Genomic DNA, 26,932 nt, shown 5'->3' with positions numbered 1-26,932 from the left:
AACCCAGGTGAACCATGCAACCCATTCCGTACGGGAAACAACAAATTACCGAAGAAGATATTCAGGCGGTTATTCAAACGCTGCAATCTGATTTTTTAACGCAAGGGCCAAAAATTGAAGAATTTGAAACAAAGTTCGCCCATTATATTGGCTGTGAATATGCCGTGGCGGTCGCAAATGGCACCGCTGCCTTGCACCTTAGCGTCCTAGCTTTGGGTGTGAATGAACAAAGTAACGTTATCACGACTCCTATAACCTTTGTGGCATCGGCTAATTGCGTACGTTATGGCGGCGGCAACGTGTGTTTTGCCGACATAGATCCCGCCACCGGCTTATTAGACATTGAGAAGGTCAGAGAATTACTGGAAAGTAAACCTAAAGGCTTTTTTACCGGCATTGTACCCGTTGATTTTGCCGGTTTACCCGTTGATTTAGAAGCATTTCGACAGTTGGCGGACGAATTTAATCTTTGGTTGCTCGAAGATGCTTGTCACGCTCCGGGTGGTTACTTTGTAGATAAAATTGGCCAGAAACAAAACTGCGGTAACGGCAAGTTTGCGGATCTAGCCATTTTCTCCTTTCACCCGGTAAAGCATATTGCTACCGGCGAGGGCGGCATGATTACAACTAATAACCGGGAATTGTACGACAAATTAATATTATTACGCACCCACGGCATCACTAAAAAACCCGAGTTATTACCGCCAGATAAAGGTGGCTGGTACTACGAAATGCAGGAATTGGGTTATAATTACCGCATTCCGGACATATTAACCGCTTTAGGTATTTCTCAATTACAACGGGCAGATGCGGGTCTGCAACGCCGCCGCCAAATAGCCATCCGCTACGACGCCGCTTTTCGGAAAGAAGCTAATCTTACCATTTTGAATCCAGCTGCTTATTTAGCTGATAAAACCGAAACGGGCCACGCTTATCATTTATACGTTATTCAGGTAAAAAATCGCCGGGGTTTATACGACTATTTGCGGCAACACCAAATTTATGCCCAGGTGCATTACATTCCGGTGCATACCATGCCTTATTACCAGCGACTAGGTTGGAAGCCAGGTGATTTCCCGGCGGCCGAAAATTATTACGAACACTGTTTGAGTTTACCCATGTATCCTACTCTAACGGAACAGGAACAAGAATTTGTGATTCATCAGATAAAAACATGGCTAACGAACGAAGCAAATTAGCTCTTGGTACGGTTCAATTCGGTTTAGATTACGGGGTGAGTAATTCGGGTGGCAAAGTACCCATAACGATTGTTCGGAATATTTTAAAACTTTGCCTAGAACAGAATATTACCACTTTAGATACGGCTGCTGCTTATGGTGACAGCGAAGCTGTGATTGGGAAAAGCTTGGCTAATGAGGATAATAGCTTCCAGATTATTTCTAAACTACCGAACTGCTCTACTGCCGAAGTAAGAACTATTTTTAATAATTCACTACAAGAACTAAAAAAAAATAAAATCTTTGGGTATTTAATTCACGATTATTCAGCTTTTACTAAGGACCCCGGAATATTTGATGAAATTTATAAGCTGCAGCAAGAAGGATTAATTCAGAAAATAGGCTTTTCGTTATATTATCCGCCACATCTCGAAGAAATTATAAAGTTAAACTTGCCTATTCAATTGATTCAAATTCCTTTTAACGTGTTTGATCAACGCTTCGCTTACCTATTCCCTTACCTGAACAAAAATGATATAGAGATTCATATTCGATCTATTTTTTTGCAAGGATTGTTGTTTAAAGAAATTGCTACGCTACCCCCCTATTTTCATCCATTCCGGGAAAACTTGCTATTTTTACAAGAAGTAGTAAAACAAAGTGGTCTATCTTTATCACACGTTTTACTGGCCTTTGCGCACCTACATCCAGAAATCAGTAAAATAGTAGTAGGCGTAACCTCGATGGAAGAATTAGCGCATAATAGTAATTATTTAAATGTTTTAACCGATATAAAGCCAATATATCATACTCTTAAGAAAATGGCTACTTTTGATGAGCGTTTTCTTTTACCCTTTAATTGGCAACTAAGTTAATGTACAATCCTTTTTCTCTTAAAAATAAGGTTATTCTTATTACCGGAGGTTATGGCTATTTAGGCCGTCATATAACCAAAGGTTTATTGGATAGTGGCGCGCAGGTAGTTGTCTTAGGCAGAAACGAAGAAAAATTTAAGTCTGCTTTTAACTACTCCAACCCTGATCTAATTTTTCAAAAAACGGATATTAGTAGCAGTTCAGAAGTCGATAGTAGTTTTCAACAACTCTACCAAAAATTTGGACGGATAGATGCTTTAATAAATAATGCCATTTATAGTAAGGGTCAGCAACCCTTAAACATTACGGATGAAGAATTTGCTTTCACCTTAGATGGTAATCTCGGCTCTGTTTACCGATGCATAAAAGCAATTACACCTTATTTTATGCAGCAGCAAGGCGGTCGTGTTATTAATGTATCATCCATGTATGGTATGGTATCGCCCGAGTTTAGTATCTATAAAAATCATGAAGCCTATTTAAACCCTCCGCATTATGGAGCGGCGAAAGCGGGCCTGCTGCAATTAACCCGTTATTTTGCCTGCTATTTAGGTAAAAATAACATTTTAGTGAATGCCGTTTCGCCGGGACCTTTCCCCAGCGAAAAAGTACAGGAAAGTGAATCATTTATCTCAAATCTAAGGGCAAAAAGTCCTTTAGGTCGCATTGGTAACCCGGCCGAGTTAAAAGGTATTTTCGTTTTTCTTTGTTCTGATGAAGCAACTTATATTACGGGTCAGAATTTGGTAGTAGACGGAGGATGGACGGCATGGTAGCACCCAAAATTGGTTTTATCATACAGGCACGCATGAACTCTTCGCGCTTGAAAGGCAAGATTTTGTTACCCTTACCTTATGGATCAGCTACCAGTTTATTAGAGCAGATTATTATACGCGTAAAAGCAATTAGTAACAATGCCGTCATTATTCTAGCTACTTCTGATACTTTAGAGAATAAAATTCTGAAAGATGTAGCAGAAGCGAATTCTATTTTTTTTTATGCTGGTTCAGAAAACAACGTACTGCAACGATTTTACGAGGCGGCGGCCCAGCATAAGTTAGATATTATCGTCCGTTTAACCGGTGATAATCCTTTTATCGATCCGGATGTAATCCATACAGTTCTTTTGAATCATACGGAACATAATTTCGATTATACCATTACTAACGGTTTACCGCTTGGTACTAACATCGAAGTTTTCTCTTTTCAATCGCTTAAAAAAACCTATCAGGAAGCAGTACTTCCGGAACATCAAGAACATGTTACTCCTTATATACGATTAAACAATAGTCTTTTTAAGGTAAATACCTTTGCGTTTCAGGATGCTACGTATGGGCAAGAGCACTGGCGACTTACGGTAGATACGGAAAGTGATTATGCACTTGCTTGTTTACTGTTTTGGCAATTAACTGATAATAACAAATCATTTTCACTGAAACAAACAGCCAGTTTTATATACGCTAATCCATGGGTATTACTTATAAATAAAAATAACTACCAAAAAAAGTTATTTTCGAATGTAGCAGAGGAAATTAAGGAGGCAATTAGTTTATTACACAATAATGATTTACCTAATGCTGCCAAGCAATTAGCTCAGAATGAACAAAACTAAAGACATAGCTTTTTAGAAGCCCCAGTCTCGACAACCCATCAATTTTGTATAAGCACCAATTGTTGAATTTACCGGAGAAGTTGCGGCATTTAGAACACTAAACAAAATTATCTTGGCTACAATCGAACTAAATAAATACGGATTCTACGAAGTGTTAAATAAACCTTCGGCAGCAGAACTAGAGACCTATTATTCGCAAAAATATTATCAAAACACCCAAGGCACTTACGAAAAAACGTACGCCGATCATGAGCTGCAATACATTTACAACAAGATTGCCCAAAAACAGCTGGTGCTGGAAAAAAACTTTCAGGTATCCACTACTCCTCATTCCTTATTAGATGTAGGTTCCGGGGAAGGTTGGGTTTTAAACTTTTACAAACAGCGCGATTGGCAGGTTACCGGATTAGATTTCAGTCGTTACGGTTGCGAAACGTTTAATCCTAATTGTTTAGAGAACCTGTTAACGGGCAATATTTACGAAAACATTCAAAAATTAATTTCCCAAAAAGTAAAGTTTACGGTAATCTGGCTCGACAATGTGTTGGAGCATGTGGTAAACCCGCGGCAACTTTTACAAAGTTGTCGCGAATTGGTGGCCGAGGATGGTGCTTTAGTAGTGGAAGTTCCCAATGATTTTTCGGTGTTGCAGCAATACTTAAAAGAAACGGGTGCGATAGATTCTGATTTTTGGGTGGCTTTACCGGATCACCTATCTTATTTTAATAAAACAGGTTTACTAAACCTGGCAACAGCATCCAATTGGGACGAAGTTTTTACCATGGCCGATTTTCCGATTGATTTTGCTTTAGTAAACCCGGATACCAACTACGTAAAAGAAAGGAGCAAAGGCAAAGAATGCAACCAGACCCGGATTAAAATTGATAACCTGATGCACGCGGTTTCGGTGGAAAAAACCGTAGAATATTACCGAGCCTTAGCCGATTTAGGTATGGGACGTCAAATTATTTCTTTCTTTAAACCTCATCATCATGCAGGTAACTAGATACCAGGCACTTGCCAAAGAATCCTACCATTTTGAGGGGTATAGTATTGTTGCTTTGCGGGAACGGGATATTTACCTGATAAAAGATTGGCGCAACAGTCAACTTACCGTTTTACGTCAAAAAACTCCTTTAACGAATACAGATCAGGAAAATTATTATCGCCGAGCGGTTCTGCCTACTTTTACTCAAGAACAGCCCAAAATTATTTTATTTAGTTTCTTACAAAATGAAACCTGCATCGGCTATGGTGGCCTGACCAACATTGATTGGGAATCGCGGCGGATAGAGCTTTCCTTTTTGGTTGACCCGGCTATTTACCAAGATCAGAAACGCTACCATTTAAGTTTTTCGGCTTTTATCACGCTAATCAAACAAGTTACATTTGAGGACTTAAAATTTAACCGGATATTTACCGAAACATACGACATCCGCCCTTATCATATTGCCATCTTAGAACAGAATGGATTCCGGTTCGAGGGTAGGATGCGGCAACACGTAGTTATTGACCAGCAATTGGTGGATTCCCTGTTGCACGGTTTTTTAAAAGAATATCATGTATAAAGGAAGAAAGGTATTTATCAGCGGTGGTAATGGCGTTATAGGCAACGAATTAGTTAAAAAGCTGCACAAAGCGGGTGCAGTTTTACTCGTTGGCGATTTAAAAGACCGTCCGAAACACTTGCCATCTGACATCCAATACCGCAAAGGTGACCTAAATTATATTACTGCTCGGGAGTTGCAGGATTTTGCCCCGGAGTATTTCTTTCATTTAGCGGCTACCTTCGAGCGTTCGAAAGAAACGTATGGCTTTTGGGAAGAAAACTACCAGCACAACGTCAATCTGAGCCACTATTTAATGACGGAAATAAAAGATCTTCCGTCCATCAAAAAAGTAATATTTGCGTCTAGTTACCTGATTTACGATCCAGTTTTATATAATTTTCAGGAGCCCGCTTCTGCTCCTTATTCTTTAAAAGAAACCGATCCTATCCTACCCCGCAATTTAACGGGTTCCGCTAAATTAAACCACGAGATTGAGCTGCGTTTTTTAGAGGATTTCCGGGGAGAACAATTTCAGACCATTTGCGTGCGAATTTACCGGAGCTATGGGAAAAATTCGCGCGATATAATTTCGCGTTGGGTACGGGCCTTACTAAACCAGGAATCTTTAACGGTTTTTAAAAAAGAAGGGATTTTCGATTACATCTACGCCGGCGATGTGGCCGAAGGATTAATGCGAGTAGGCGCGACTACTTTTAAAGGCATTGTCAATTTGGGCAGCGGAAAGTCCCGAAAAGTAGAAGAAATGATCAGGATTCTGAAACAGCATTTCCCGGCATTAACTTTCCAGGAAGCAAGTTCCGATATCTTGTACGAAGCGTCGCAAGCAGATATGACGTTGTTTCAAAAAATTACGGGTTGGTTACCGGCGTATCAATTAGAAAATGCCATTCCGGAGATTGTTGCTTACGAGAAACAAGCCCGAGAGAAAAAAGACGTATTTTCCCCTAGCAGCAATGTTTTAGTAACCAGTATATCCCGCAAAGTACCCATGTTACAAGCGATAAAACTGGCTACGAAAAAGTTACATCCAAACCTTGTATTGCACGGGGCAGATGTTAGTGCCGAGGTAATTGGAAAACACTTTGTGGATCGTTTCTGGCAAATGCCGCGCATGGCTGATCTTTCCATAGAAGAGGTATTGCGCTACTGCCAGCAAGAAAATATTTTTTTAATTATTCCTTCTCGCGATGGCGAACTGGAATTTTGGGCAAGTCATAAAGATTTACTGATGGCTAAGGGTATTTCGGTAATGCTGAGTTCTTTATCCGCAGTGCAGGTTTGTCTGGATAAGTTACAGTTCTATCAAACCTTAAGCGCTCAGAATTTACCGGTTATTCCAACTGCCGAAACTATCGAAGATTTACCCAATACCGAAAAATACGTGGTTAAGGAACGTTATGGGGCGGGTGCTTTGGGCATGGGATTAAACTTAAACCAACAGGACGCCCTTGCTCACGCCAAAAAATTAAAGCAACCCATATTTCAACCTTTTATCGAAGGCCAGGAATACAGTTTGGATATGTACGTAACCCAAACAGGCCAAGTAAAAGGTATAGTTGCCCGTACCCGGGATTTAGTTATCAATGGCGAATCCCAAGTTACCCAAACGGTTTCGTTTCCCGCTCTGGAAAAATTAGGAGAAGAATTAGTCCGTGTTTTACCATTACAGGGTCACGTGGTGTTACAAGTATTACTTACGCCGGATGGGCAGTTTCATATCATTGAGTGTAACAGCCGGTTTGGTGGAGCTTCTACTTTAAGTACACAATGCGGGTTGGATTCCTTTTATTGGGCTTTATTGGAAGCTCAAGGCGAAGCCCTGGAAACTTATCCGTTTGCGCGTACGCCGGATAAAAAGCAAATTCGGTTTGCCCAGGATTTGATTGTATAATAGTTGTTGGTTACTAGTTGTGCGTTGTTCGACTTATAAAGATCTGCCAATCATAATTCATCACAGCACATTCATTTTCAGTATTTTATACCCTACCAACCAACAACTAATAACGAGTAACTACTCCCTATGGTTCTTGTATTTGACCTCGACGACACACTCTACGAAGAAATAACTTTTGTGAAAAGTGGATTTAAAGCCGTTGCTAACTACTTAGCTCCTTTGCTTAACTGCCCCGCAGAAGAATTATTTATTCAATTAGTTAATCGGCTGGAAGCAGGCGGCCGGGGTTCTATTTTTAATGATGTTTTACAAATGCACGGCAAAAACTCTAAACAACTGGTGACGAAATGTCTTGCTATTTACCGCTTGCACCCGCCAGAGATTTCTTTGTACCCCGATGCTATTCGGTGTTTGGAACGGTTCCGTCATTACCCCCTTTACCTTGTTACGGATGGCAATAAATTAGTGCAACAGAATAAAGTAACGGCTTTACACGTTCCCGATAAAGTTAAAAAGGTTTTTATTACGCATCGTTACGGGATAAAAAATGCAAAACCCTCGGTGTACTGTTTTGAACTAATTAGTAAGTTAGAGAAAACAGAACCCGCCCATATTGTTTACGTTGGGGATAATCCCAGCAAGGATTTTGTGGGTTTAAAACCGCATGGGTTTAAGACTATCCGGATTATGCGGGGTAATTACTCGCATTTACAGCCGGGCGGAGCTTACGAAGCCGACCGGAACATCTATACCCTGGACGAATTAACCGAAGATTTTTTAAAGAATTTATAAAATGTTAGAAGTAACCATTGGCAACCGTAAAGTTGGTCCGGCGCACCGGCCGTTTATCATTGCCGAAATGTCGGGTAATCACAACCAATCGCTCGACCGAGCCTTAGCCATTGTAGATGCGGCCGCCGATGCGGGAGCCCACGCCATAAAGTTACAAACCTATACTCCCGACACCATGACGATAGAAGGAGTACATACCATTGAAGATCCCAACTCGCTTTGGAAAAACCGGGAATTATACGATTTATACCGTGAGGCTTATACTCCCTGGGAATGGCACCAAGCACTATTTCAGCGGGCTCAGGAGCGGGGCATACTGGCATTTAGCTCTCCATTCGACGAAACAGCGGTAGATTTTTTAGAATCCTTGCTGGTACCGGCCTATAAGATTGCTTCTTTCGAAAACACGGATTTGCCTTTACTCAAAAAAGTAGCTTCTACGGGCAAACCGGTTATAATTTCCACAGGGGTAGCCACGGTTGCCGAAATAGATGAAGCCGTTCGCACTTTAAAAACGCATGGTTGTCATGAGATTGTATTACTGAAATGCACGAGCACCTATCCTTCTTCCCCGGAAAACACTAACCTTCTTACTATTCCGCACTTAGCCCAATTATTTGACTTGCCCGTAGGGTTAAGTGATCATACTATGGGCGTAGGCGCTTCAGTGGCCGCGGTAGCTTTAGGGGCTTGCGTTATCGAAAAGCATTTTACCTTGCGCCGGGCGGATGGTGGCGTAGATTCCGCTTTTTCTTTAGAACCGCAGGAGCTACAAGCATTAGTAGTAGAATCGGAACGGGCCTTTTTAGCATTGGGAACCATTCAATACGGGGTGCAGCAAGCCGAAAAAAACAGCCGCTTGTACAAGCGGTCCATTTACGTGGCGAAAGATATACAGGCGGGAGAACCATTCACGAAAGAAAATATTCGCATTATCCGCCCTAATGTAGGTTTGGAGCCGAAGTATTTAGATCAGGTATTAAGTAAGACTGCCAAAACTAATATTAAAGCCGGAACTCCTTTAACCTGGGAATTGCTCTAATGCCGTATAAAAAGCTGGTTCAAATTTACGCCGACATCTTACAACTACGCTTTACGGACACATTTGCGGCCATCCCCGCCCACGCTATTAATGCTATTAGCCCGGTAAATGGGTTTGCCCGCTTGGGCAGGGTAATACTGTATACCGGCGGCCGGTTATTTTTAAATTTATTCTTACCTTTCCGGAATAAAGAAATCATTTCGGGCAAAATTTGGCTGTATGTGGTTAGTAAAAATAATTACGAATCCTTGCAATTTATCCAAGAAGCCGTTCCGGAAGCAATTTTCGTATCCGGCCAAAACAAACAAATTGGTATTTACAATAAACAGGTAAACCGCTTACCTACCCGTTTTAAGATTTTTTATTACTATAAATTCTTGCCCTTGCTGTGGGGTTTATATCAGTTGAAAGGAAAACGGGCGCTCCGCTTTTTTGATTTAATTTATTCTGCAATTGGCTATTATGAGTTGTCGGTAAATTATTTAAAAAAATACCGGCCAAGAGCCATCATCTTCGCGAACGATCATAATACCGATCCCCGGGCTTTGTTATTGGCGGCTAAAGAAGTAGGTATTCCAACCATTTATTTGCAACACGCCAGCGTAAGTACCAACTTTCCACCTCTGTCTTTCGACTTAAGTTTATTAGAAGGTCAGGATAGCTTAAATAAATACCGGGTGTGCGGCCCGGTTTTAGGGAAAGTAGAGTTGATTGGTATGCCCAAGGCAGATAAATACCTCCAAAACAAAAATCTCCGCACTTCCATTACTTCCCTTGCGGTATGCGCGAATATTATGGATGAAACCGACCTTATTAAACAACTACTCACCCAACTGACCAGAGAATTCCCGGATAAAAACATAAGCTTTCGTCCGCATCCCAGCGACCGGCGAAATTTCCTTTTTATTCATCAGATTAGTTCGCGGATTCAGTTCTCGAATGCGAAAGTAGAACCGGCTTTTGATTTTTTGCTAAAGCAAGATGTTATTATTGCGGCTGATTCTTCCATTCACCTGGAAGCAGTAATGCTAAACATTCTAAGTATTTATTACCGTCTGGAAAAAAGTAATTTTGTGCAGGATTATTACGGCTATGTGCGCCACCATTTGGTAGAAAAAGCTGAAAATGTAGACAAAGTACTTGCAATTATTCGTACCCATGAACATAATCGACCGCAAGTTTCCGGGCGGGCACGTTATTATAACGCGGTGCTAGGTACCGAATACGAAGGCCGCAGCCACGAATTAGCTTTACGGTACATTAAAGAATTTCTAGTTAAAACGAGCTAAATTGGGGGATGGAAGCAATCTTTCAATACGTACTGGCTCAGTTTTACGCGATTTATTCACCTGGTCAGGTTTTTGATATTCAGTACGGGTTAGATAAGCAAAGTCGCATTCAGATTCATCGTTCAGAATCAACTTTTTTCGAAAACACAGCTCCTTTCCCCGAAAAAGCGCCGGTATATTACACCTGGCAAAATCAGAAAATTGCGTTTTGGTTTACTTCCTCGGAATTAAAAGAATTCGTAACCTACGTGGATGATAAAGCAATTATTCAGGTAGATATTATTGCCAATGTTTTTTATTATTTGAGTGGCTGGCAGGAGTATTATTCTTCGCAACGAGATACGTACGGCCGCTTTCCTTACGCGGAAAGCTTACAAAAAAAGTATGGCTTTATTACCGTACCCGTAGTTAATTATTATTTTGATATTTTGAAGACCGCAATTGAAAGGGTGTATGGTTTAGAATTAAAATCGGTTTTAGCTCGTAAGGCCCCCTTTACTACTTGCCTGACGCACGATATTGATAATTGCCAAACGGCTTGGCGCGTAGAAGGAGTATCAGCTCTAAAACAAGGTAATTGGTCCGTTTTAAGTAAACTATTAAAACAGAAAATAACCAATCAGGATAATTGGTTTAACGTGCCGGAAGTAATGCAGCAGGTGCAGAACTACGGGGTACAATCCACCTTTTTCTTTTTGGCCAATCATCAAAATATAACGGGGTAGCTAACGCCGATTACGATATTACGCAGCCTCGCTATCAGGCTTGGTTACCTTTATTGCAGCAGAATAAGTTTGAAATTGGCATTCACGGCAGTCATATTACCTCTTTTACCCAAGGTAAACTCCAAGCGGAAATCCAGAAAGTAGCCATACCTGTACGCGGGAACCGGTTTCATTATTTACGATTTGAACCCAAAACAACGCCCCAATTACTAGAAGAAGCAAATGTCACTTACGATACTACTCTGGGCTTTCCGGAGTACTTTGGATTTCGGCACGGCACCTGTTTTCCGTTTCAGTTATTTAATTATAAAACCAGGCGAGCTTTTGGTTTTTGGGAAGTTCCTTTACAGTTAATGGATGCTACCTTACATCATCCTCAATATTTACAATTATCCGCCGCAGAAATTCTACCGGCCATAATGCCGATGCTACAAGAAATAAAGAGATTTGGCGGCTGCTTTACCTGGCTCTGGCACAACGAAAATTTCTCACCTCATAACCTAAACAATGGTCCGGTTGCTTTCCATCAGATAATGCAGTATTTACAAAAAGAAGAGGCTAGCTTTAAAACCTTAAGTCAAGTTGTTCAATTGCTAAAACCTGCATCCGGCTAAATAAAAATTACTCCATCAGATTCAAGTTGTTTCTTAAAGCATTTTTATGGGAGAAGCTTGCGGAAGAACATAAATACTTAATCCAACTTAATTTTAGTAAAACAAGGCATGGGAATTATCAAGCGGCAGGGTATTCAGAATAGCATTATTTCGTACACCGGCGTGCTGATTGGTTACATTAACGTAATGGTGTTGTTTCCGCGGATCTTAAACGTAGAGCAGGTGGGTTTAACCCGGGTATTGCCCAATATTGCCTTAGTATTAGCCCAGCTTTCGGCGCTTGGTTTTGGCAGCGCGGGCATTAAATTTTTTCCATTTTTTAGAGATAAGGCCAAGCAGCACCATAATTTTCTGACTCTACTTCTAGGAATTCCTTTGCTCGGTTTTGGGGTTATCATTAGTCTATACTACTTGTTTCAACCGCAAATTCTGGCTTATTACGCCAAAGAAGCTCCTCTTTTGCGGCAATACTCTTTTTACATTGGTCCACTTAGTTTTTTTACGCTTCTTTTCACTTTATTTAACAGTTACTTAACCTCGCTTTATAAAACGGTAATTCCTTCTTTCACCAAAGACTTTTTACTGCGGGTAGGTATTAGTGCCTGTGTTTTGCTGTACGCCACTCATCTTATAAATTTCCAAACGTTTTTACTTTTATTTATCGTCGTAAATGCGGGCATAGCGGTTGTGTTGTTTATTTACGTTGTTTGGCTGAAACAATTTCATCTTTCGCCCAACCTAACGGCTTGGCACAATCGACCTATTCGGCCCATGCTGCAATACGGTTTGTACGCCTTTTTAGGAAATATTTCCAGTACCATTATTACGGTTATCGACTCCATTATGATCACCCATTATAATGGTTTGGGCGATGCAGGAATTTATACCACCGCCACCAATGTGGCGAGTGTTATTTTAATTGCCGGCAGTTCTATTTACAAAATTGCGCTGCCTCAAATCGCCGATTTCTGGAAAAACTATAATTTAACGGCCATGCAGACGCTATATAAACAGGTTACCCGCATCAATTTGGTTATTGGCTGTTTGTTGTTTATCGGTATTTGGGCCAATATCGATAATTTATTGGCTTTATTACCGAAAGCTTACAGTGCCGGGAAATACGTTATTTTATTTGTGTGTGCCGCTCGGCTTTTTGATTTGGCATCCGGCATTAACGGCCATATATTGTTAACCTCCCCCCGCTACCGCTACGATTTAATCTTTAATATTTTATTGGCCTTATTAACCATTATGGCCAATCCTTATTTTATTCAAAATTATGGCATTAACGGCGCCGGCTTTGTTTTCTTAATTGTGTACGGGGTAATTAATACTACGCGCTTGGCCTGCGTGTATTACTTTTATAAAATGCAGCCTTTTGACAAAACTTCGTTGCAGATTATAATGCTGGCATTATTGGCCTACGTTGTTGGCTGGCAATTGCCGTTTCTGTACTCAACTTTTATCGATATTATAATTCGTTCCGGTTTAATAACCTTAATCTATGCCATCGGAGTCTTAAACCTAAATTTGGCCCCGGAAATGACGGATAAAATACTTTCGCGCTTTCGGCAAAACTTTAAATAAGGCAAGATTTTTTCCTTTAACCGTTGGTTACCGGATGCTATAGATTTTGAATAGCCTTTATAGTGACCAAAGATTTTTAATGATTGCCATTGATTTGGTTTTTCCGGACAAATTAATAATCCAGAAATCTTACTATCCCGCTCTCGATAAAATAATCGGCTAAATCGGCGAAAATCGGCGATTCAACTAACTTTTTGGACGTATTCTTGAATACTGCTACTTATATAATCTGCTTGTTCTAAGGTAAGGGACGGATGTAAAGGCAAGGCAATTACTTTCTGACAAATATTTTCGGCTACCGGAAAGTCGCCGGCGAAATTACCTAAATATTGGTAAGCGGGTTGCAGGTGCAAAGGGGTAGCGTAATAAACAGCAGTAGGTATTTGCTTCTGGAGTAAAAAAGCGCGAAGATTATTCCGATGCCCGGCGGGTACCTGCACTACATATTGGTTGAAAACATGGGTACTGTAATCGGCACGTTTCGGAACTTGTATAAAATGGCTTTCCTGTAAATTCTGATCGTATTTTTGGGCGAGTAATTGCCGCTGCCCAATATTAGCGTTTAAGTATTTCAATTTTATAGAAAGAAAGGCAGCTTGTAAAGTATCCAACCGGGAGTTTACTCCAATTCGTTCGTAGGTGTATTTGCGGCTCTGCCCGTGACTGGCAATTTGCCGCAGGATTGTTGCTAAATCTTCATCTTTGGTAAATAGAGCTCCCCCATCGCCTAAAGCTCCCAACATTTTAGTCGGGAAAAAAGAAGTAGTACCGATATGCCCTACGGTACCCGCAAAATAACGGAAACCATTGGCGGCTACAAACTGAGCACCCAGACTTTGAGCATTATCTTCCATTAAAAATAAGTCGTGTTTTCGCGCCAATTCGGTAAGCGCTTTTAAATCGGCGCATTGGCCAAACAAATGCACTGCGATGATGGCCCGGGTTTTATAAGAAATTTTTGCCGCGGCAGAATCAGGATCAATAGTAAAAGTACCCGGCAGCACATCGGCAAATACCGGCACCAAACCCAATAAAGCGATTGCTTCTACCGCCGAAACGTAATTAAAAACGGGTACAATAACTTCGCTACCGGGTGGCAAATCCAAAGCCATTAAAGCAATTTGCAGGGCATCGGTGCCATTCCCACAAGGTATAACTTGCGGCCCTTGTAAGTATTCACTCAGGTAATGGACAAATTCTGCTACCGGAGCTCCTTTAATAAAATTACCTTCGGCTAACACCTGGGCAAAAGCATTTTCTAAAGCTGGTTTTAATAAAGCACAACTATCCGAAACGTCGGATAAGCGGATAGGATTCATAAGCAGAAAACAAGCAAGAAATTTAAATTCAGATTAAATATAAGGAAGTTATAATCCGTAAAATAATAACATTTCCGAGCCAAAATAGGCGCAGAACGTTCACCAGCAAACGTAAAATTGAAACAATCTTATGTTCCTTTCGTTTTAGAAAGAAGTTAGACTGTAAAATAATTAGTTTAGCCCTATTGACAACGTGAACAAAACTATGAAAAATTTAATTAAAACCCCGATACTGAGCTACGCACTAGCTTTAAGTTTAGCTGCCCTGCAGGTAAGCTGTTCATCGGATAATAAAAATACCACTTCTGAATCTACCGATACTGCTGCTACGGCAGCTAATGATGGCGAATCAGCCTATACTGATTACAAAAACTACGTGAGCACCCTTGATTCCAGCACCATTGCCTCCTTGGATACCGCAAGTACGAGTTGGAAAGACCAACGGAGCATGTACGATGAAAAAGTAGCCCGTTTAGACCAATACAGTACTAATTACGACGAAAATCGCCGCCAGGAAATTGACCGCTTAAAGACCCGGTACAGCTCTTATTGGAATTCCCGGGGCACGAACCTGAGTGGGGGTATGGCACCGGACAAAGTAGCCAGTACCGGAGCAAATACTATCATGACATCGTTTAATACCGCCACTATTTCTGCTCTATCCGCATCTGCTATCCGGGAAGCTTACGATAGCTTTGTAGAAAAAGTACGGGCAAATAAGAATAGTTTTACGAAAGATGAATGGCAAAAAGTGGAAGCTTATTACCGGGCCTTAGATGATCGTAAAGATGCCGTTAAGGACCAAATATCCAACAATGATAAAATTGAAATTGCCAAGGCCAAAGCAAAATACGAAACGGTTAAAACCGGCGAAAAGTTAGATCCGGTTGTTAGCCAAGTGGCCGCCGATGTGAAACAAACCGGCGAAAAAGTGGAAGACAAGGCGCAGAAAGGTGCCCAGCAAGTAGGTCAGAAAGCCAGAGAAACTGGTAAAGATGCGAAAGAAACTGGTAGTAGAGTAGCCGATAAAGTAGGCACCGCCGCCAAAAACACTGCCCAAGATGTAACCGAAACGGGGGCTAAGGTAGGCAGTAAAGTAGGCCATGCGGCCAAAGAAACCGGTAAAGACGTGAAAGAAGGAGTGGTAAAAGGTGCTAAAGCAGTTGGAAAAACCGCGGATAAAGCCGGCGAAAAAGTAAAAGATGCCTTTGACGGTAAAAAAGAAAACGAATAATTCCGACCTGATTCAAGCTAATAAAACTATGAAAACAGAAGAAGCCCGGCGAACACCCGGGCTTCTTCTGTTATAAACTCCTTCATCTTCTTGATACCTAATTGGGTTGTTACTGCTCGCGAGTACAATCTGCCTGAATGAATAATCCTAATTTATACAAATCGAAACAGAACAAACTTGGCCAAGAACTGCGTAAATTAAGCAGCAGCAAAGGCTGTATTAATTTAAAAAAACTAAAATAAAGTTGCTTAAAACGATATCGGGATAGCCGTATATAAGCTTTAATCAGAGAAGTCTTGCTTCCAATTCCTTCGGTATAGTAAAGCCGGTGCAGGTTATAAATAGCTTGCTGCGTTTTTATTAAAAAAATTTCGCAAGGCTCAAGCCCTAAATGGCCTACGGGGTTTTGAATGTGAACGACCGGTATACTAGCGCTTTCCAAGCGTTTTCCCCACTGCGAATCCTCGTGCCCGTATTGCACGATCTTTTCGTCGAAGGGAAATTTTTGAAATATAGATCGGGGTACGAGCGCATTGTTTACCTGTAAGCTTTGATACGGGTGGCGATTTCGCAAAGCGGCAGTTTTTTGTTCGCGGTTACGGCCAAACTTCCAGTGTAAACGGTATGGTTGAAGAGGCAGATTATCTGGGTAAAGGGTGCCGCCTATTAATATTTGATTTGGGTGGGCTTTCTGTAAATACTTTTTGATAAAATCCTGCTCAATTATTTCTGAATCATTATCCAGGAAAAGCAGGTACGAATAGCGGGCACGTTGAGCTAATGCATTTCGCATAGCAGCCCGGCTAATATTTACCGGTAATTCTTCGTAAATAACATTCTCCAGTTTTTGTAAAAATCTGTTGTTATCCTGAAAATAGGAATCTGAGGCATCGTCCAAACATATTATTTCGAAAATAATATTTGCTTCCTTGCATTGCACCCACAATACATTAACCAACTTATCAACTGCAAAATTATAAACCGGAATTAAAATGGATAACTCAGATACCATCCGTTAAGGAAAAGCTTTGCTTCGCCGAATCCAGCACCTTTCCATTTTCGCATTTTAAGATCCGGTGCGGATACGTATTTAGGATATGGTGATTGTGCGTGGCCATTAAAACGGCCGTGCCGTGGTTATTTATTTGGTTAAATAGTTGCATAATCCCGTCTGCTACTTCCGGGTCTAAATTACCGGTAGGTTCATCGGCAAATAAAATAACGGGTTCGTTGAGCAAGGCCCGGGCAATTACAATGCGCTGTTGTTCACCGCCCGAAAGCTGGTGCGGCATTTTACTAGAAGCGGCATCTAAGCCCACCCGCATAAGTACCTCCGAAATCCGCTGTTTTACCTTAGAAGAATCGGACCAGCCCGTAGCTCTTAGGACAAACCGTAAATTATCAGCTACGGTACGATCGAAGAGTAACTGAAAATCCTGAAACACTATCCCGATTTTACGGCGCAAAAAAGGAACCTGGGTACGGGGTAATTTAAAAATAGGAAATCCTGCCACGCTGGCCATACCCGTGCGGAGTGGTAAATCGGCGTACAACGTTTTTAATAAAGAAGATTTGCCGCTGCCCGTGCGACCCACCAAATACACAAACTCTCCTTTTTCAATATCAAAGGTTACCCCTTGTAATACCGTTTGTACATCCTGGTGGATAGAAACATCTTTTAACGACACCACGGGCGCCGAAGAAGAAAAATTACGCATAATTAAATTTCCAGTTTCTGGAGCTTCCCGAATTCCAGTTCTTGTATAACAGCCGCTAGCTGTTCCTCTTTGTTGGCCAGTCCGTACCGGTCCATATTCTTCAATGGGCGATCGGCGCGGAAGTAGGCAATCAGCACAAAATTTTCGTCGCGCAACTGAATATAATCCGGAATTTTAGCTTTCCCTTTTACTTTAATGATGTACACGTTTAGTTATTGGTTGCTAGTTGTTCGTTACTAGGGTTGAGTTAGTAAAATAAATATTTTCCGAACAACGAACAACTAGCAACCAACAACTAAAATTTAAGCATTTACTTTCTTGTGATCGGCGAGGAATTTGGCTAGACCGCTTTCGGTGAGCGGATGATTGAGTAAAGAAGTAATTACATTTAAAGGGCAGGTTACCACGTCGGCACCAATCTCGGCGCATTGCAGCAAATGCATGGTGTGGCGTACGGAAGCGGCTAAAACTTCGGTTGGGTAACCGTAATTACTAAATATCTGTACAATCTGCTCAATTAACTGCATACCATCTTGCCCGATATCATCCAAACGGCCAATAAAGGGCGACACGTAAGTAGCCCCGGCTTTTGCGGCTAACAAGGCCTGACCCGCGTTAAAAATTAAAGTGCAATTGGTTTTGATTCCTTTATCTGAAAAATATTTAATGGCCTTCACGCCTTCCCGGATCATGGGTACTTTTACGACAATATTGGGGTGCAGTTCAGCCAGGAGTTCACCTTCCCGGATAATGCCTTCGTAATCCACGGCAATTACTTCGGCGCTAATATCGCCATCTACTATTTCGCAGATTGCTTTATAATGGGCCATTACCTTGTCGTGACCTTTAATGCCTTCTTTCGCCATTAAAGACGGATTGGTAGTTACCCCATCGAGTACGCCTAAATCGTAAGCTTCCCGGATTTCGTTTAGATTCGCAGTATCAATAAAAAATTTCATAGTAAACAGTTTTTTCCAAAGCAAAGCTACGGGAATTTAAAAGAAACTAGCTGCGAAAAAGAAAGAATTTAGCGAAGATGCTGGAAAGAGGAAGGAAAAAAGTGGCAAACCGAACATCGCACCGCTCAACCACCTACCCTTGCTTCCTTCCGAACCTGGGGGAGTTCAGCAGGAGCTGGTCGTGCCGATTTGCCGTTGCAAAGATAGCTAATGATTTTTTAACGCACAATACTGAATCGCGGATTTTCTCGGATTAAACAGATGGCGCGAATTTTTATTACACAATACTGATAGTCAATCAGAAAGAATGTTGTAAACAATAAAGAATTAAAAAAGAAAGGCGAAATGTATTAGGTTAGCCTTTCTTTTTTGATAGACAAATCCTCTGCTATTCCACCTTTCATTTCAAAATATAATCCGCGCCATCTGTTTAATTCGCGAAAATCCGCGATTCTAAATTACTCCGCTTTTTGATTATGCGAAGTGGTAATGGCTTGGTAAACCATAGCTTTATACTTATCAGCAATAGAACCACCGGTAGTATTAGGCGCTTTTTGCGTATAGAGCAGCCCAATTATACCTTCTTTAGGGTCTACCCAATAGCTGGTACCATAATAACCGCCCCACTCGTACGATCCTTCGCTTACGCCCAATTTAGTAGCTCCTTTTGAAGTAATAATTCCAAATCCTAAACCAAACTTATTATCGCCTTGATTAACTTCCCCAATCTGGTTAGTAGTCATTAAGTGCACGGTGGCTGGACTTATAATTTGTTTCCCATTATAGGAACCATTGTTTAACATCATGTGCAGGAATTTGGCATAATCGGTAATGGTAGAAGACAAACCTGCCCCACCCGAAAAATAAGTACCATTGGTAACTTTCGGATAATCGGGCGATTGGCCATTACGGGCCTGCGCTTTTATGGTATTCTTTTGAGCATCTTCGGTATACAAAGTAGCCAGGCGGTTGTGCTTGCTGGCCGGCAAATAAAAGTAAGTATCCTGCATATCGAGCGGCTCGAAAATCCGGGAACGCATAAATTTATCTAATGGTTGCCCCGACATTACTTCAATAAAATAACCTAATACATCGGTGCTTAAGCTATAGGTAAATTTCTCCCCGGGCTGGTGCATCAGGGGTAAGGCGCCTAAACGGTTCATAGCATCGCCAATTTTACCTTCTGGAGTACCAATACCACTGGTTACTTTTGCTTTGGCATAAATAGCGGTGGCTTCTTTACTGCCAATACCGGCATACCCGATACCCGAAGTGTGCGTGAGTAAGTGCCGGATGGTTACTTCGCGTTTGGTCGGTACGGTGGTGTAGGTAGAATCTTTTTCGCTAAATTTATCGAGTACTTGCTGGTTTTTAAAGGCGGGCAAATATTTAGAAACGGGGTCATCTAACAAAAACTTACCTTCTTCGAACAAGAGCATAACGCCTAAACTGGTAAGCGCTTTGGTTTGGGAAGCAATACGCATAATGGCATTAAGCTCTAAAGCGGCTTTTGTTTCGGTATCGTTAACGCCAAATGCTTTTTGGTATACCGTTTTACCGTCACGTGAAATAAAAGCAATTACCCCGGGCAAATAGTTCTTACTGGTATACTCCTGAATCATTTTATCCATGCGCTGCAGGCGCGCACTACTCATGCCTACGCTCTCGGGAGTAGTTACTTTTAAGTTCGTACCCGCTTTCTGGATGGTGCTGGCCGTTTGCGCGTACGTACCCAATACCCAAAGAAAAAAAACCAAGCTTAGTAATTGTTTCCGCATAAAATCTATTTAGTTGTAGGTCCGATAAAACTTATTTTAAATACTTCCTTAAAAAGTTATTTTCTTTTTTAATTGCCCTTTACCACTGTTTCGGCTAAAACTTCCAGCATTTGTTTAACCCGCTGAATAGTAGTTCCATCCATTAACTCGCCATTGCTATCCAGCTTTTGGGGAATACCAGGAATAATAATTTTAGCTTCTTCGGGGATAATGGCGGATAATACCGTAAGGGTTTGTACCAAACCGGCGTGCGCTTTATCCCCTCCCATCATCGAAGGCGAAGCACTAAGCGCCGCTACCGGTTTATTAACAAATTCGCCGGATGAAACTGTCCAGTCCAAAGCATTTTTTAAGGAGCCCGGCATACCATGGGCATATTCCGGCGTACAAATCAAAACTGCATCGGCTGTCTGTAGCAAGGAACGTAATTTTTGTACCGCTTCTGGAGCCGGATCAATATCCCGTTCTGGGCTAAAATGGGGCAAATCATCAAGTCCGTTGTAAATAGTATAATGCCAATTAGTTGGTATAAAGGTTTGAATTGCCCGTACCAATACAGAATTTTTAGAAGTGGTTTTAAGACTACCCGAAATACCAAGAATTTTCATAACAGCTAGATTAAAGGAATCTCTCTCTTAAAATCTACAGAGCTTACTTTAAAATAAGATAAGTTTACTAATAACATTTTCAGCTTTCTATCATTTTACTTTCTAATTAATCCAGAATGAACAAAGTAATTAAATGGAAGCCATTTACAGTTCTGACAATTAAAGCATTTTATTTTAAATAAACTAAATAGGCTGCGTAACGTTAACAATAACATAGCTCTATTTTTAACCTAAACTAAAAAACTATGGCCTATAATGATTTTGATAACGATGCTGCTGAGCTGAGAGCCCGCAGTAACTGGACGGAAACAAAAGGAAAAATCCGCCAGGAGTACGGACACTTAACCGATGATGATTTAGAATACGCCGAAGGCACCCAGGAGGAATGGTTCGGTAAAATCGGCGATAAAATTGGTAAAGCGGCCCAAGATGTAAAAAACTGGATGGCCCGTTTATAAGCACCCCGATTAGAATAGCTAAAAAGGTCTCGGTTCCATTAAAAGAATCGGGGCCTTTTTTGCTATGTTTCCCGACTAAATAAAATGCAGGCTGATTCTCAACCGTGCAAAATCCAGGATTTAGATTAAAACATTTTTCCTTACTTTTGCGCATGCCAGAAAAAATTCTCATTCTCGATTTTGGTTCGCAATATACCCAGTTAATTGCCCGCCGGGTACGCGAACTCAACGTTTACTGCGAAATTCACCCCTTTAATAAAGTGCCCGCCTTAACGCCAGATATCAAAGGCGTAATCTTGTCCGGAAGTCCTTGTTCGGTACGCGACGAGGATCATCCTAATCCTAATTTAGATCTGTATTTAGGTTCTGTTCCGGTTCTGGGGGTATGTTACGGCGCTCAATTAATGGCCTACGAAAATGGCGGGGAGGTTATAGCTTCTACTATTCGCGAATATGGCCGGGCCCGCCTCAGCGAAGTACACGCCACGAACCGTTTATTAAAAGAAATTACCATCGGCACTCAGGTTTGGATGTCGCACGGCGATACGATCAAGCATATTCCGGAAAATTTTGAAATTTTAGCTTCCACCGATACCGTAGCGGTTGCCGCTTATAAAATTGCTAACCAGGAAACCTATGGAATTCAGTTCCACCCGGAGGTAACGCATACTACCGAAGGCAAAACCGTGCTGCGTAATTTTGTGGTGCACATCTGCGGTTGTCAGCAAGACTGGACCCCGGACCAGTTTATTGAAACTACCGTACAGGAATTGCGCGATTTAATTGGGAACGATAAAGTAGTCTTAGGATTATCGGGCGGGGTAGATTCATCGGTGGCGGCCATGCTGATTCACCAGGCCATTGGTAAGAACTTGTACTGTATTTTTGTGGATAATGGTTTACTCAGGCAAAACGAATTTCAAAGTGTGCTCGACTCGTACCAGCACATGGGTTTAAACGTAAAAGGGGTAGATGCCAAAGCTAACTTTTATTCCGCTCTGACCGGACTGACCGATCCCGAACTAAAACGTAAAGCCATTGGCCGGGTATTTATCGAGGTTTTCGACGAAGAAGCGCATCAGATTGAAGACGTAAAATGGTTGGCGCAGGGTACAATTTATCCCGATGTAATTGAATCTGTGTCGGTGAAAGGCCCGTCAGTTACGATTAAATCGCATCATAATGTTGGTGGATTGCCCGACTACATGAAATTGAAAGTTGTGGAACCGCTGAAAGCTTTGTTTAAAGATGAAGTTCGGCTGGTAGGAAAAACTTTAAACATCGACGACTTAATTCTGAGCCGCCACCCGTTCCCCGGCCCAGGTTTGGCTATCCGGATAATTGGCGACATCACCCCCCAGAAAGTACATATTTTACAACAAGTAGATCATATTTTTATTCAAAGCTTGCGTACAAGCGGTTTGTATAACGAAGTATGGCAAGCTGGGGCGATGCTTTTACCGGTGCAAAGCGTGGGCGTAATGGGCGACGAACGTACTTACGAAAACGTGGTAGCTTTACGGGCCGTTACCAGCGTAGATGGCATGACGGCCGATTGGGCTCACTTACCGTATGAATTTTTAGCTAACGTATCAAACGAAATTATTAACAAAGTAAAAGGCGTGAATCGTGTGGTGTACGATATTAGCTCTAAACCGCCGGCCACTATTGAATGGGAATAAGAGTTGCAGGGTTGAAAATTGGCCTTTCATCAGACAAGTTGTAACCTACAACTTGTCTGATGAAAGGCCAAAAGAAACAGGCTGATTGAAATCATCTTATCCCTGGCGCAGTTTAGCGAAGCGTAACTAGCGTCATTTATATTCGCCAGTTTGTACCTAACGGGAGTCGTACGCTTTTTTGGGCTAACTATTTTGAACCAGTAGTTGAACTTCTGTTACGTACCTAATTATACCTAACGCTTCATTTTAAAGATTCTACATGAATAAACTCTGCCGATATACCTTTCAGGCTTTTTGGCTGCTGCTATTTACCAGTTTGCTCCCCGTACAAGCCCAAACGGCTGCCGATTTGGGTACTAAATACGAAAACGCGAAACAACTACTAACGGCTAATAAATACCAATTGGCCATGAAAGAGTTGCAGCCGCTGATTACCGCGAATCAGCCGGCTTACTCGCCCGGGGCGATGTACTTATATGCTGTAGCAGCGGTTAAAGCAAAACAATACCCGGAAGCTAGTCAAAAATTAAATTTGCTCAAAAATGCTTATTCCTCCTGGCCTAACTTAGCCGAAGCAATATTTCTAGAGGCCAACATTGCTTTTGAACAGAAAGATTACGAACGGGCCCTTTCTATTCTGGAAAGCATTAAAGAAAAAAGTTTAACGACGGATGCTACTGCCATGGAATACAATTATCTGAATCAAATTTCAGATAAAACTATGCTTCAAAATTTATTGAATAAGTACAACGACGATAAAGTACTCGCCCAGGTGTATGCGAACAAGCTAATAGCCGGTTGGTATACCGCTGCAGATAAAGAAACTCTGGAAAATCTGGTAAAAAAGTTTAAGCTGGATAAAAGTAAATTCGACCCAAATAGTCTGGTTGGCGCTAAAAAAAATAATTTTAATGTAGCTGTGCTTCTACCCTTTCCGCAAACTGAAGCGGAAGCAAAAGCGCGTCGGAACCAATTTGTTACTGATTTTTACGCCGGCATGCTCTTGGCTCAAGATTCTTTAGCCATACAGCAAATTCAGCTTAATTTATTTACCTACGACGCTCCCGCCGATACCAACAAAATAAAAGCTACTCTGCAAATGCCCGAGTTGGCCAGCATGGATTTAATTGTGGGTCCGGTTTATAAATCAGCTAACAAAATTATCTCTCAGTTTACCCGGCAGCATAATCTTAATAGCATTAACCCTCTTTCCGAAGATTTAAGTTTGGTTAAAACCAGTCCTAACTTGTATTTATTTGAATCTTCGGTTACTACTCGGGCCAGGCAAAGTGCCGCTTTTGCTTACCAGAATTTTCCGGTTAAAAACACCATTATTCTGGCCGAAACAACTAAAGAAGATACATCTTTTGCCAATGCCTATAAACGCGAGTTTGAGCGGTTGGGCGGAAAAATTACACTGTATAAGAGATTTAATCCTAAAATTACCTCGGCGGCTACCCTGCTATCTGCTATTGATTTAACCACAATCGGACATTTGCTGCTGTTATCGAATACGCCTTCGGTAGCCATATCCACTCTAAGCCAATTAGCCCTCACGGATGCTACCATTCCTGTTATTACCTATCCTTCCTGGTTAAACGTGAATCAGATATCCTTAAATCAATTCGATAATCGTAATATTTATTTTATCTATCCTAAATTTATTGATAATACTCTTCCCGGGCCGCAGCAATTCCGGCGTAAGTACGCGGCGCGGTTTAACGTGCCGCCTTCCATTTATGCTTACTCCGGCTTCGAAATGCTGTATTATTTTGGACAAATACTACAGAAGTATGGCCGTCAATTTAACAGTGGTTTGCAGAACGAAGGACCTGTTTCGGGCGTTGTATTTCAGGGGATAGGATACGCAGGGGCTCAGGACAACCAATACGTGCCCTTATTAAAAATGGAGAACCTGCAGCTAAACGTGGTTAATCCCATTTTCCGATAAATAGAAAAATAGTGCAAAAGCATTTCTCATGATTCAGAAAAGTTCAAATTTATTTCAGCGGGCTCAGCAAGTAATTCCGGGTGGGGTTAATTCGCCGGTGCGGGCTTTCAAAGCCGTGGGAGGCAACCCCCTATTTATGGCCTCCGCCAAAGGCCCTTATCTTTTTGATGAAGATGGCAACCAATACCTGGATTTTATTAATTCCTGGGGTCCGATGATTCTGGGCCATGCCTGTGAAACGGTAGAGAAAGCCGTACAAGATGCTTTAGGTAAATCTTTTTCGTTTGGTGCTCCTACCCGCCGCGAAGTAGAGATGGCGGAATTGATTGTTCAAATGGTACCTTCGTTAGAGAAAGTGCGCATGGTAAATTCTGGTACCGAAGCAACTATGTCGGCAATCCGGGTAGCTCGCGGGTTTACCGGCAAAGATAAAATTATCAAGTTTGAAGGTTGCTACCACGGCCACGGCGATTCTTTTTTGATTTCGGCGGGCAGCGGCGCAATTACCTTGGGTGTGCCGGATAGCCCGGGCGTTACCAAAGGCGTGGCGCAGGATACGATAACTGTACCATTTAATAACCTGGCAGCCGTAAAAGTTGCTGTTGAAGCCAATGCCGGTCAGATTGCTGCTATTATTCTGGAACCGGTGGTCGGCAATATGGGCCTGGTACCGCCGGTTAAAGGTTTTCTACAAGGTTTGCGCGACCTATGTACCCAGCAAAATATAGTTTTAATTTTTGACGAAGTAATGACCGGGTTCCGGTTAGCCAAAGGGGGCGCCCAGGAGTTGTACAACGTACTGCCGGATATGACTACTTTAGGGAAGATAATTGGCGGCGGCATGCCCGTTGGGGCATACGGTGGAAAAAAAGAAATTATGGACTGCGTAGCTCCGGCCGGGCCGGTGTACCAGGCGGGAACTCTTTCGGGTAATCCAATTGCCATGGCGGCTGGTTTTGCCATGCTCACGTATTTAAACGAACATCCCGAAGTTTACGCTTATTTGGAGAACCTGACGAGCAAACTGGTAGAAGGCATGCAGGCTAATCTGGCGAAACTAAATTTAGCTTATACCATCAACCGGGTAGGTTCCATGTTCAGCATTTTCTTTACGCCCGACCCGGTTACCGATTTTGAATCGGCGAAACAATCCGACTTGGCTTTGTTTGGGCAATATTTTAACAGTATGCTGCGTCAAGGCATTTACCTGGCACCTTCCCAATTCGAATCTTTGTTTGTATCCATCGCCTTAACGGATAAACTGGCCGATCAATACATTGCGGCTAATTTAGCTGCTCTCCAGGTAATTCACCAATTAGCTTAGCAGTTATTCCATTTATCTAGAAGTTAACGTTGATATCTAATAATTTAATGAGTCAAATTGTAGATAATTCAAATATAAGTATTGAAGAAGCACTTCAAGAAAATGTCCGTTGGGGAAAGACAATATGGTTCTTCACCTTGCAAGGTGTATTCGCCTACTTTACCTTAAAGCAAGACTATTTTCTTGCCTTAAAAATTGACTTGCCGCCACTTATCATATCGCTTATAGTTATTGGTTTTCTGTATGGTTGTGTGTCTAATTTTATCATGTGCTATTTTGTTAAGCTCACAGGCAAATTCTTTAATACAGAAGGTTCCTATAAAAATATCTTGAAAGCTTTTAGTCTTGCATACTTGCCTCATTTGTATACTGTTGCTCTGATAGTCTTATATTTGACAATTGCCCACTTTTTCGAAAGTAGTATCATTCAAGAAAACATGATAGCTCTCATTGTAATAATGCCTGTGTTGAAGATTGCAATTGGAATCTTGGCTATTTGGACGCTTGTACGTTTGGTAAAAAACTTAACGGTAGTTCAGAACATAACTGTGGGTAGGGCAATTCTTAATTTTTTAGCAGCATCAGTACTGTACGTACCAATTTACTATCTTCTAGTAATGGAGTGGTAAGAATCACAAAAGCTAACCAGGCATAAAAGCCATACTTTGACCATGCCTCGTTCGCCTTTTATACCAGGCCGTTAATCCACATTTGAGAACCAG

The 26,932-nt window shown here is 41.6% G+C and carries 26 protein-coding genes and 1 other RNA gene; 19 read left to right on the top strand and 8 right to left on the bottom strand.

The window, feature by feature from the left end:
• Nucleotides 1-14: 14 nt before the first annotated feature.
• The 13 genes from pseC to AHMF7605_RS02365 all read left to right on the top strand — a co-directional run bounded on the left by pseC (nucleotide 15) and on the right by AHMF7605_RS02365 (nucleotide 13,179).
• Complete coding sequence (gene pseC, locus AHMF7605_RS02425) at nucleotides 15-1,199, top strand: UDP-4-amino-4,6-dideoxy-N-acetyl-beta-L-altrosamine transaminase (protein ID WP_106926102.1); 1,185 nt, start codon at nucleotides 15-17, stop codon at nucleotides 1,197-1,199.
• Nucleotides 1,175-2,053 (top strand): aldo/keto reductase, encoded by an 879-nt coding sequence (locus tag AHMF7605_RS02420; RefSeq protein WP_106926100.1) that lies wholly within the window; start codon nucleotides 1,175-1,177, stop codon nucleotides 2,051-2,053. Before pseC ends, AHMF7605_RS02420 begins: the two co-directional genes overlap by 25 nt.
• The gene (locus tag AHMF7605_RS02415) at nucleotides 2,053-2,829 is read left to right on the top strand and encodes an SDR family NAD(P)-dependent oxidoreductase (RefSeq protein ID WP_106926098.1); all 777 of its coding nucleotides are present in this window, start codon (nucleotides 2,053-2,055) and stop codon (nucleotides 2,827-2,829) included. The genes AHMF7605_RS02420 and AHMF7605_RS02415 overlap by 1 nt, the downstream gene beginning before the upstream one ends.
• Complete coding sequence (locus tag AHMF7605_RS02410) at nucleotides 2,814-3,665, top strand: cytidylyltransferase domain-containing protein (RefSeq protein ID WP_106926096.1); 852 nt, start codon at nucleotides 2,814-2,816, stop codon at nucleotides 3,663-3,665. Before AHMF7605_RS02415 ends, AHMF7605_RS02410 begins: the two co-directional genes overlap by 16 nt.
• Before the next feature lie 112 nt (nucleotides 3,666-3,777).
• A complete protein-coding gene (locus AHMF7605_RS02405) occupies nucleotides 3,778-4,671 on the top strand; it encodes a class I SAM-dependent methyltransferase (RefSeq protein ID WP_158267435.1) in 894 nt (297 codons plus the stop codon).
• A complete protein-coding gene (locus AHMF7605_RS02400; RefSeq protein ID WP_106926093.1) occupies nucleotides 4,658-5,233 on the top strand; it encodes a GNAT family N-acetyltransferase in 576 nt (191 codons plus the stop codon). Before AHMF7605_RS02405 ends, AHMF7605_RS02400 begins: the two co-directional genes overlap by 14 nt.
• Complete coding sequence (locus tag AHMF7605_RS02395) at nucleotides 5,226-7,127, top strand: NAD-dependent epimerase/dehydratase family protein (RefSeq protein WP_106926091.1); 1,902 nt, start codon at nucleotides 5,226-5,228, stop codon at nucleotides 7,125-7,127. The genes AHMF7605_RS02400 and AHMF7605_RS02395 overlap by 8 nt, the downstream gene beginning before the upstream one ends.
• A 129-nt stretch (nucleotides 7,128-7,256) precedes the next feature.
• Nucleotides 7,257-7,922: an HAD family hydrolase gene (locus tag AHMF7605_RS02390; protein WP_106926089.1), complete on the top strand. Its 666-nt coding sequence runs from the start codon at nucleotides 7,257-7,259 to the stop codon at nucleotides 7,920-7,922.
• Nucleotide 7,923: 1 nt separating this feature from the next.
• Nucleotides 7,924-8,964, top strand: coding sequence for a pseudaminic acid synthase (gene pseI, locus AHMF7605_RS02385; protein ID WP_106926087.1), 1,041 nt, complete (start codon nucleotides 7,924-7,926; stop codon nucleotides 8,962-8,964).
• Nucleotides 8,964-10,253: a glycosyltransferase family protein gene (locus AHMF7605_RS02380; RefSeq protein ID WP_106926085.1), complete on the top strand. Its 1,290-nt coding sequence runs from the start codon at nucleotides 8,964-8,966 to the stop codon at nucleotides 10,251-10,253. The genes pseI and AHMF7605_RS02380 overlap by 1 nt, the downstream gene beginning before the upstream one ends.
• Before the next feature lie 8 nt (nucleotides 10,254-10,261).
• Entirely contained in the window at nucleotides 10,262-10,978 is a 717-nt protein-coding gene (locus tag AHMF7605_RS02375; protein WP_106926083.1) for a DUF7033 domain-containing protein, read from the top strand.
• Between the two features lie 53 nt (nucleotides 10,979-11,031).
• Nucleotides 11,032-11,592 (top strand): polysaccharide deacetylase family protein, encoded by a 561-nt coding sequence (locus AHMF7605_RS02370; RefSeq protein WP_106926081.1) that lies wholly within the window; start codon nucleotides 11,032-11,034, stop codon nucleotides 11,590-11,592.
• 108 nt (nucleotides 11,593-11,700) lie between these two features.
• Nucleotides 11,701-13,179, top strand: a complete 1,479-nt coding sequence (locus AHMF7605_RS02365; RefSeq protein WP_106926079.1) for a lipopolysaccharide biosynthesis protein — start codon at nucleotides 11,701-11,703, stop codon at nucleotides 13,177-13,179.
• A 182-nt stretch (nucleotides 13,180-13,361) separates the two neighbouring features.
• Here AHMF7605_RS02365 and AHMF7605_RS02360 read toward each other — a convergent pair whose 3' ends face one another.
• A complete protein-coding gene (locus AHMF7605_RS02360) occupies nucleotides 13,362-14,498 on the bottom strand; it encodes a DegT/DnrJ/EryC1/StrS family aminotransferase (RefSeq protein ID WP_106926077.1) in 1,137 nt (378 codons plus the stop codon).
• A 205-nt stretch (nucleotides 14,499-14,703) separates the two neighbouring features.
• Between AHMF7605_RS02360 and AHMF7605_RS02355 the strand changes: the two genes are divergently transcribed.
• Entirely contained in the window at nucleotides 14,704-15,732 is a 1,029-nt protein-coding gene (locus AHMF7605_RS02355) for a DUF6565 domain-containing protein (RefSeq protein ID WP_106926075.1), read from the top strand.
• A 109-nt stretch (nucleotides 15,733-15,841) separates the two neighbouring features.
• Here AHMF7605_RS02355 and AHMF7605_RS02350 read toward each other — a convergent pair whose 3' ends face one another.
• The 7 genes from AHMF7605_RS02350 to AHMF7605_RS02320 all read right to left on the bottom strand — a co-directional run bounded on the left by AHMF7605_RS02350 (nucleotide 15,842) and on the right by AHMF7605_RS02320 (nucleotide 20,795).
• Nucleotides 15,842-16,744 carry a glycosyltransferase family 2 protein gene (locus tag AHMF7605_RS02350; protein ID WP_106926073.1) on the bottom strand — a complete coding sequence of 301 codons (903 nt, stop codon included), beginning with the start codon at nucleotides 16,742-16,744 and terminating at the stop codon, nucleotides 15,842-15,844.
• Nucleotides 16,734-17,450, bottom strand: a complete 717-nt coding sequence (locus tag AHMF7605_RS02345) for a cell division ATP-binding protein FtsE (protein ID WP_106926071.1) — start codon at nucleotides 17,448-17,450, stop codon at nucleotides 16,734-16,736. The genes AHMF7605_RS02350 and AHMF7605_RS02345 overlap by 11 nt, the downstream gene beginning before the upstream one ends.
• A 2-nt stretch (nucleotides 17,451-17,452) precedes the next feature.
• Nucleotides 17,453-17,656 carry a fructose-6-phosphate aldolase gene (locus AHMF7605_RS02340; RefSeq protein ID WP_106926069.1) on the bottom strand — a complete coding sequence of 68 codons (204 nt, stop codon included), beginning with the start codon at nucleotides 17,654-17,656 and terminating at the stop codon, nucleotides 17,453-17,455.
• Between the two features lie 96 nt (nucleotides 17,657-17,752).
• A complete protein-coding gene (gene fsa, locus AHMF7605_RS02335; RefSeq protein WP_106933315.1) occupies nucleotides 17,753-18,409 on the bottom strand; it encodes a fructose-6-phosphate aldolase in 657 nt (218 codons plus the stop codon).
• Nucleotides 18,410-18,506: 97 nt separating this feature from the next.
• Nucleotides 18,507-18,606: signal recognition particle sRNA small type (gene ffs / locus AHMF7605_RS02330), an RNA gene on the bottom strand.
• A gap of 261 nt (nucleotides 18,607-18,867) precedes the next feature.
• A complete protein-coding gene (locus AHMF7605_RS02325; RefSeq protein WP_106926067.1) occupies nucleotides 18,868-20,187 on the bottom strand; it encodes a serine hydrolase domain-containing protein in 1,320 nt (439 codons plus the stop codon).
• A gap of 68 nt (nucleotides 20,188-20,255) precedes the next feature.
• Entirely contained in the window at nucleotides 20,256-20,795 is a 540-nt protein-coding gene (locus AHMF7605_RS02320; RefSeq protein WP_106926065.1) for an NADPH-dependent FMN reductase, read from the bottom strand.
• 245 nt (nucleotides 20,796-21,040) lie between these two features.
• Here AHMF7605_RS02320 and AHMF7605_RS02315 point away from each other — a divergent pair, with 245 nt between their 5' ends.
• The 5 genes from AHMF7605_RS02315 (at nucleotide 21,041) to AHMF7605_RS02295 (ending at nucleotide 26,839) form a co-directional block, all read left to right on the top strand.
• Complete coding sequence (locus AHMF7605_RS02315; RefSeq protein WP_106926063.1) at nucleotides 21,041-21,253, top strand: CsbD family protein; 213 nt, start codon at nucleotides 21,041-21,043, stop codon at nucleotides 21,251-21,253.
• A gap of 152 nt (nucleotides 21,254-21,405) precedes the next feature.
• Nucleotides 21,406-22,935, top strand: coding sequence for a glutamine-hydrolyzing GMP synthase (gene guaA / locus AHMF7605_RS02310; protein WP_106926061.1), 1,530 nt, complete (start codon nucleotides 21,406-21,408; stop codon nucleotides 22,933-22,935).
• Between the two features lie 259 nt (nucleotides 22,936-23,194).
• The gene (locus AHMF7605_RS02305) at nucleotides 23,195-24,886 is read left to right on the top strand and encodes an ABC transporter substrate-binding protein (protein WP_106926060.1); all 1,692 of its coding nucleotides are present in this window, start codon (nucleotides 23,195-23,197) and stop codon (nucleotides 24,884-24,886) included.
• 28 nt (nucleotides 24,887-24,914) lie between these two features.
• The gene (gene hemL, locus AHMF7605_RS02300; protein WP_106926058.1) at nucleotides 24,915-26,210 is read left to right on the top strand and encodes a glutamate-1-semialdehyde 2,1-aminomutase; all 1,296 of its coding nucleotides are present in this window, start codon (nucleotides 24,915-24,917) and stop codon (nucleotides 26,208-26,210) included.
• 47 nt (nucleotides 26,211-26,257) lie between these two features.
• Nucleotides 26,258-26,839, top strand: a complete 582-nt coding sequence (locus tag AHMF7605_RS02295) for a YIP1 family protein (protein WP_106926056.1) — start codon at nucleotides 26,258-26,260, stop codon at nucleotides 26,837-26,839.
• The last annotated feature ends 93 nt before the right edge of the window (nucleotides 26,840-26,932 follow it).

The sequence above is a fragment of the Adhaeribacter arboris genome, assembly GCF_003023845.1.
GTDB classification, from domain to species: Bacteria; Bacteroidota; Bacteroidia; order Cytophagales; family Hymenobacteraceae; genus Adhaeribacter; species Adhaeribacter arboris.
This window is presented reverse-complemented; position numbering and strand designations above follow the sequence as displayed.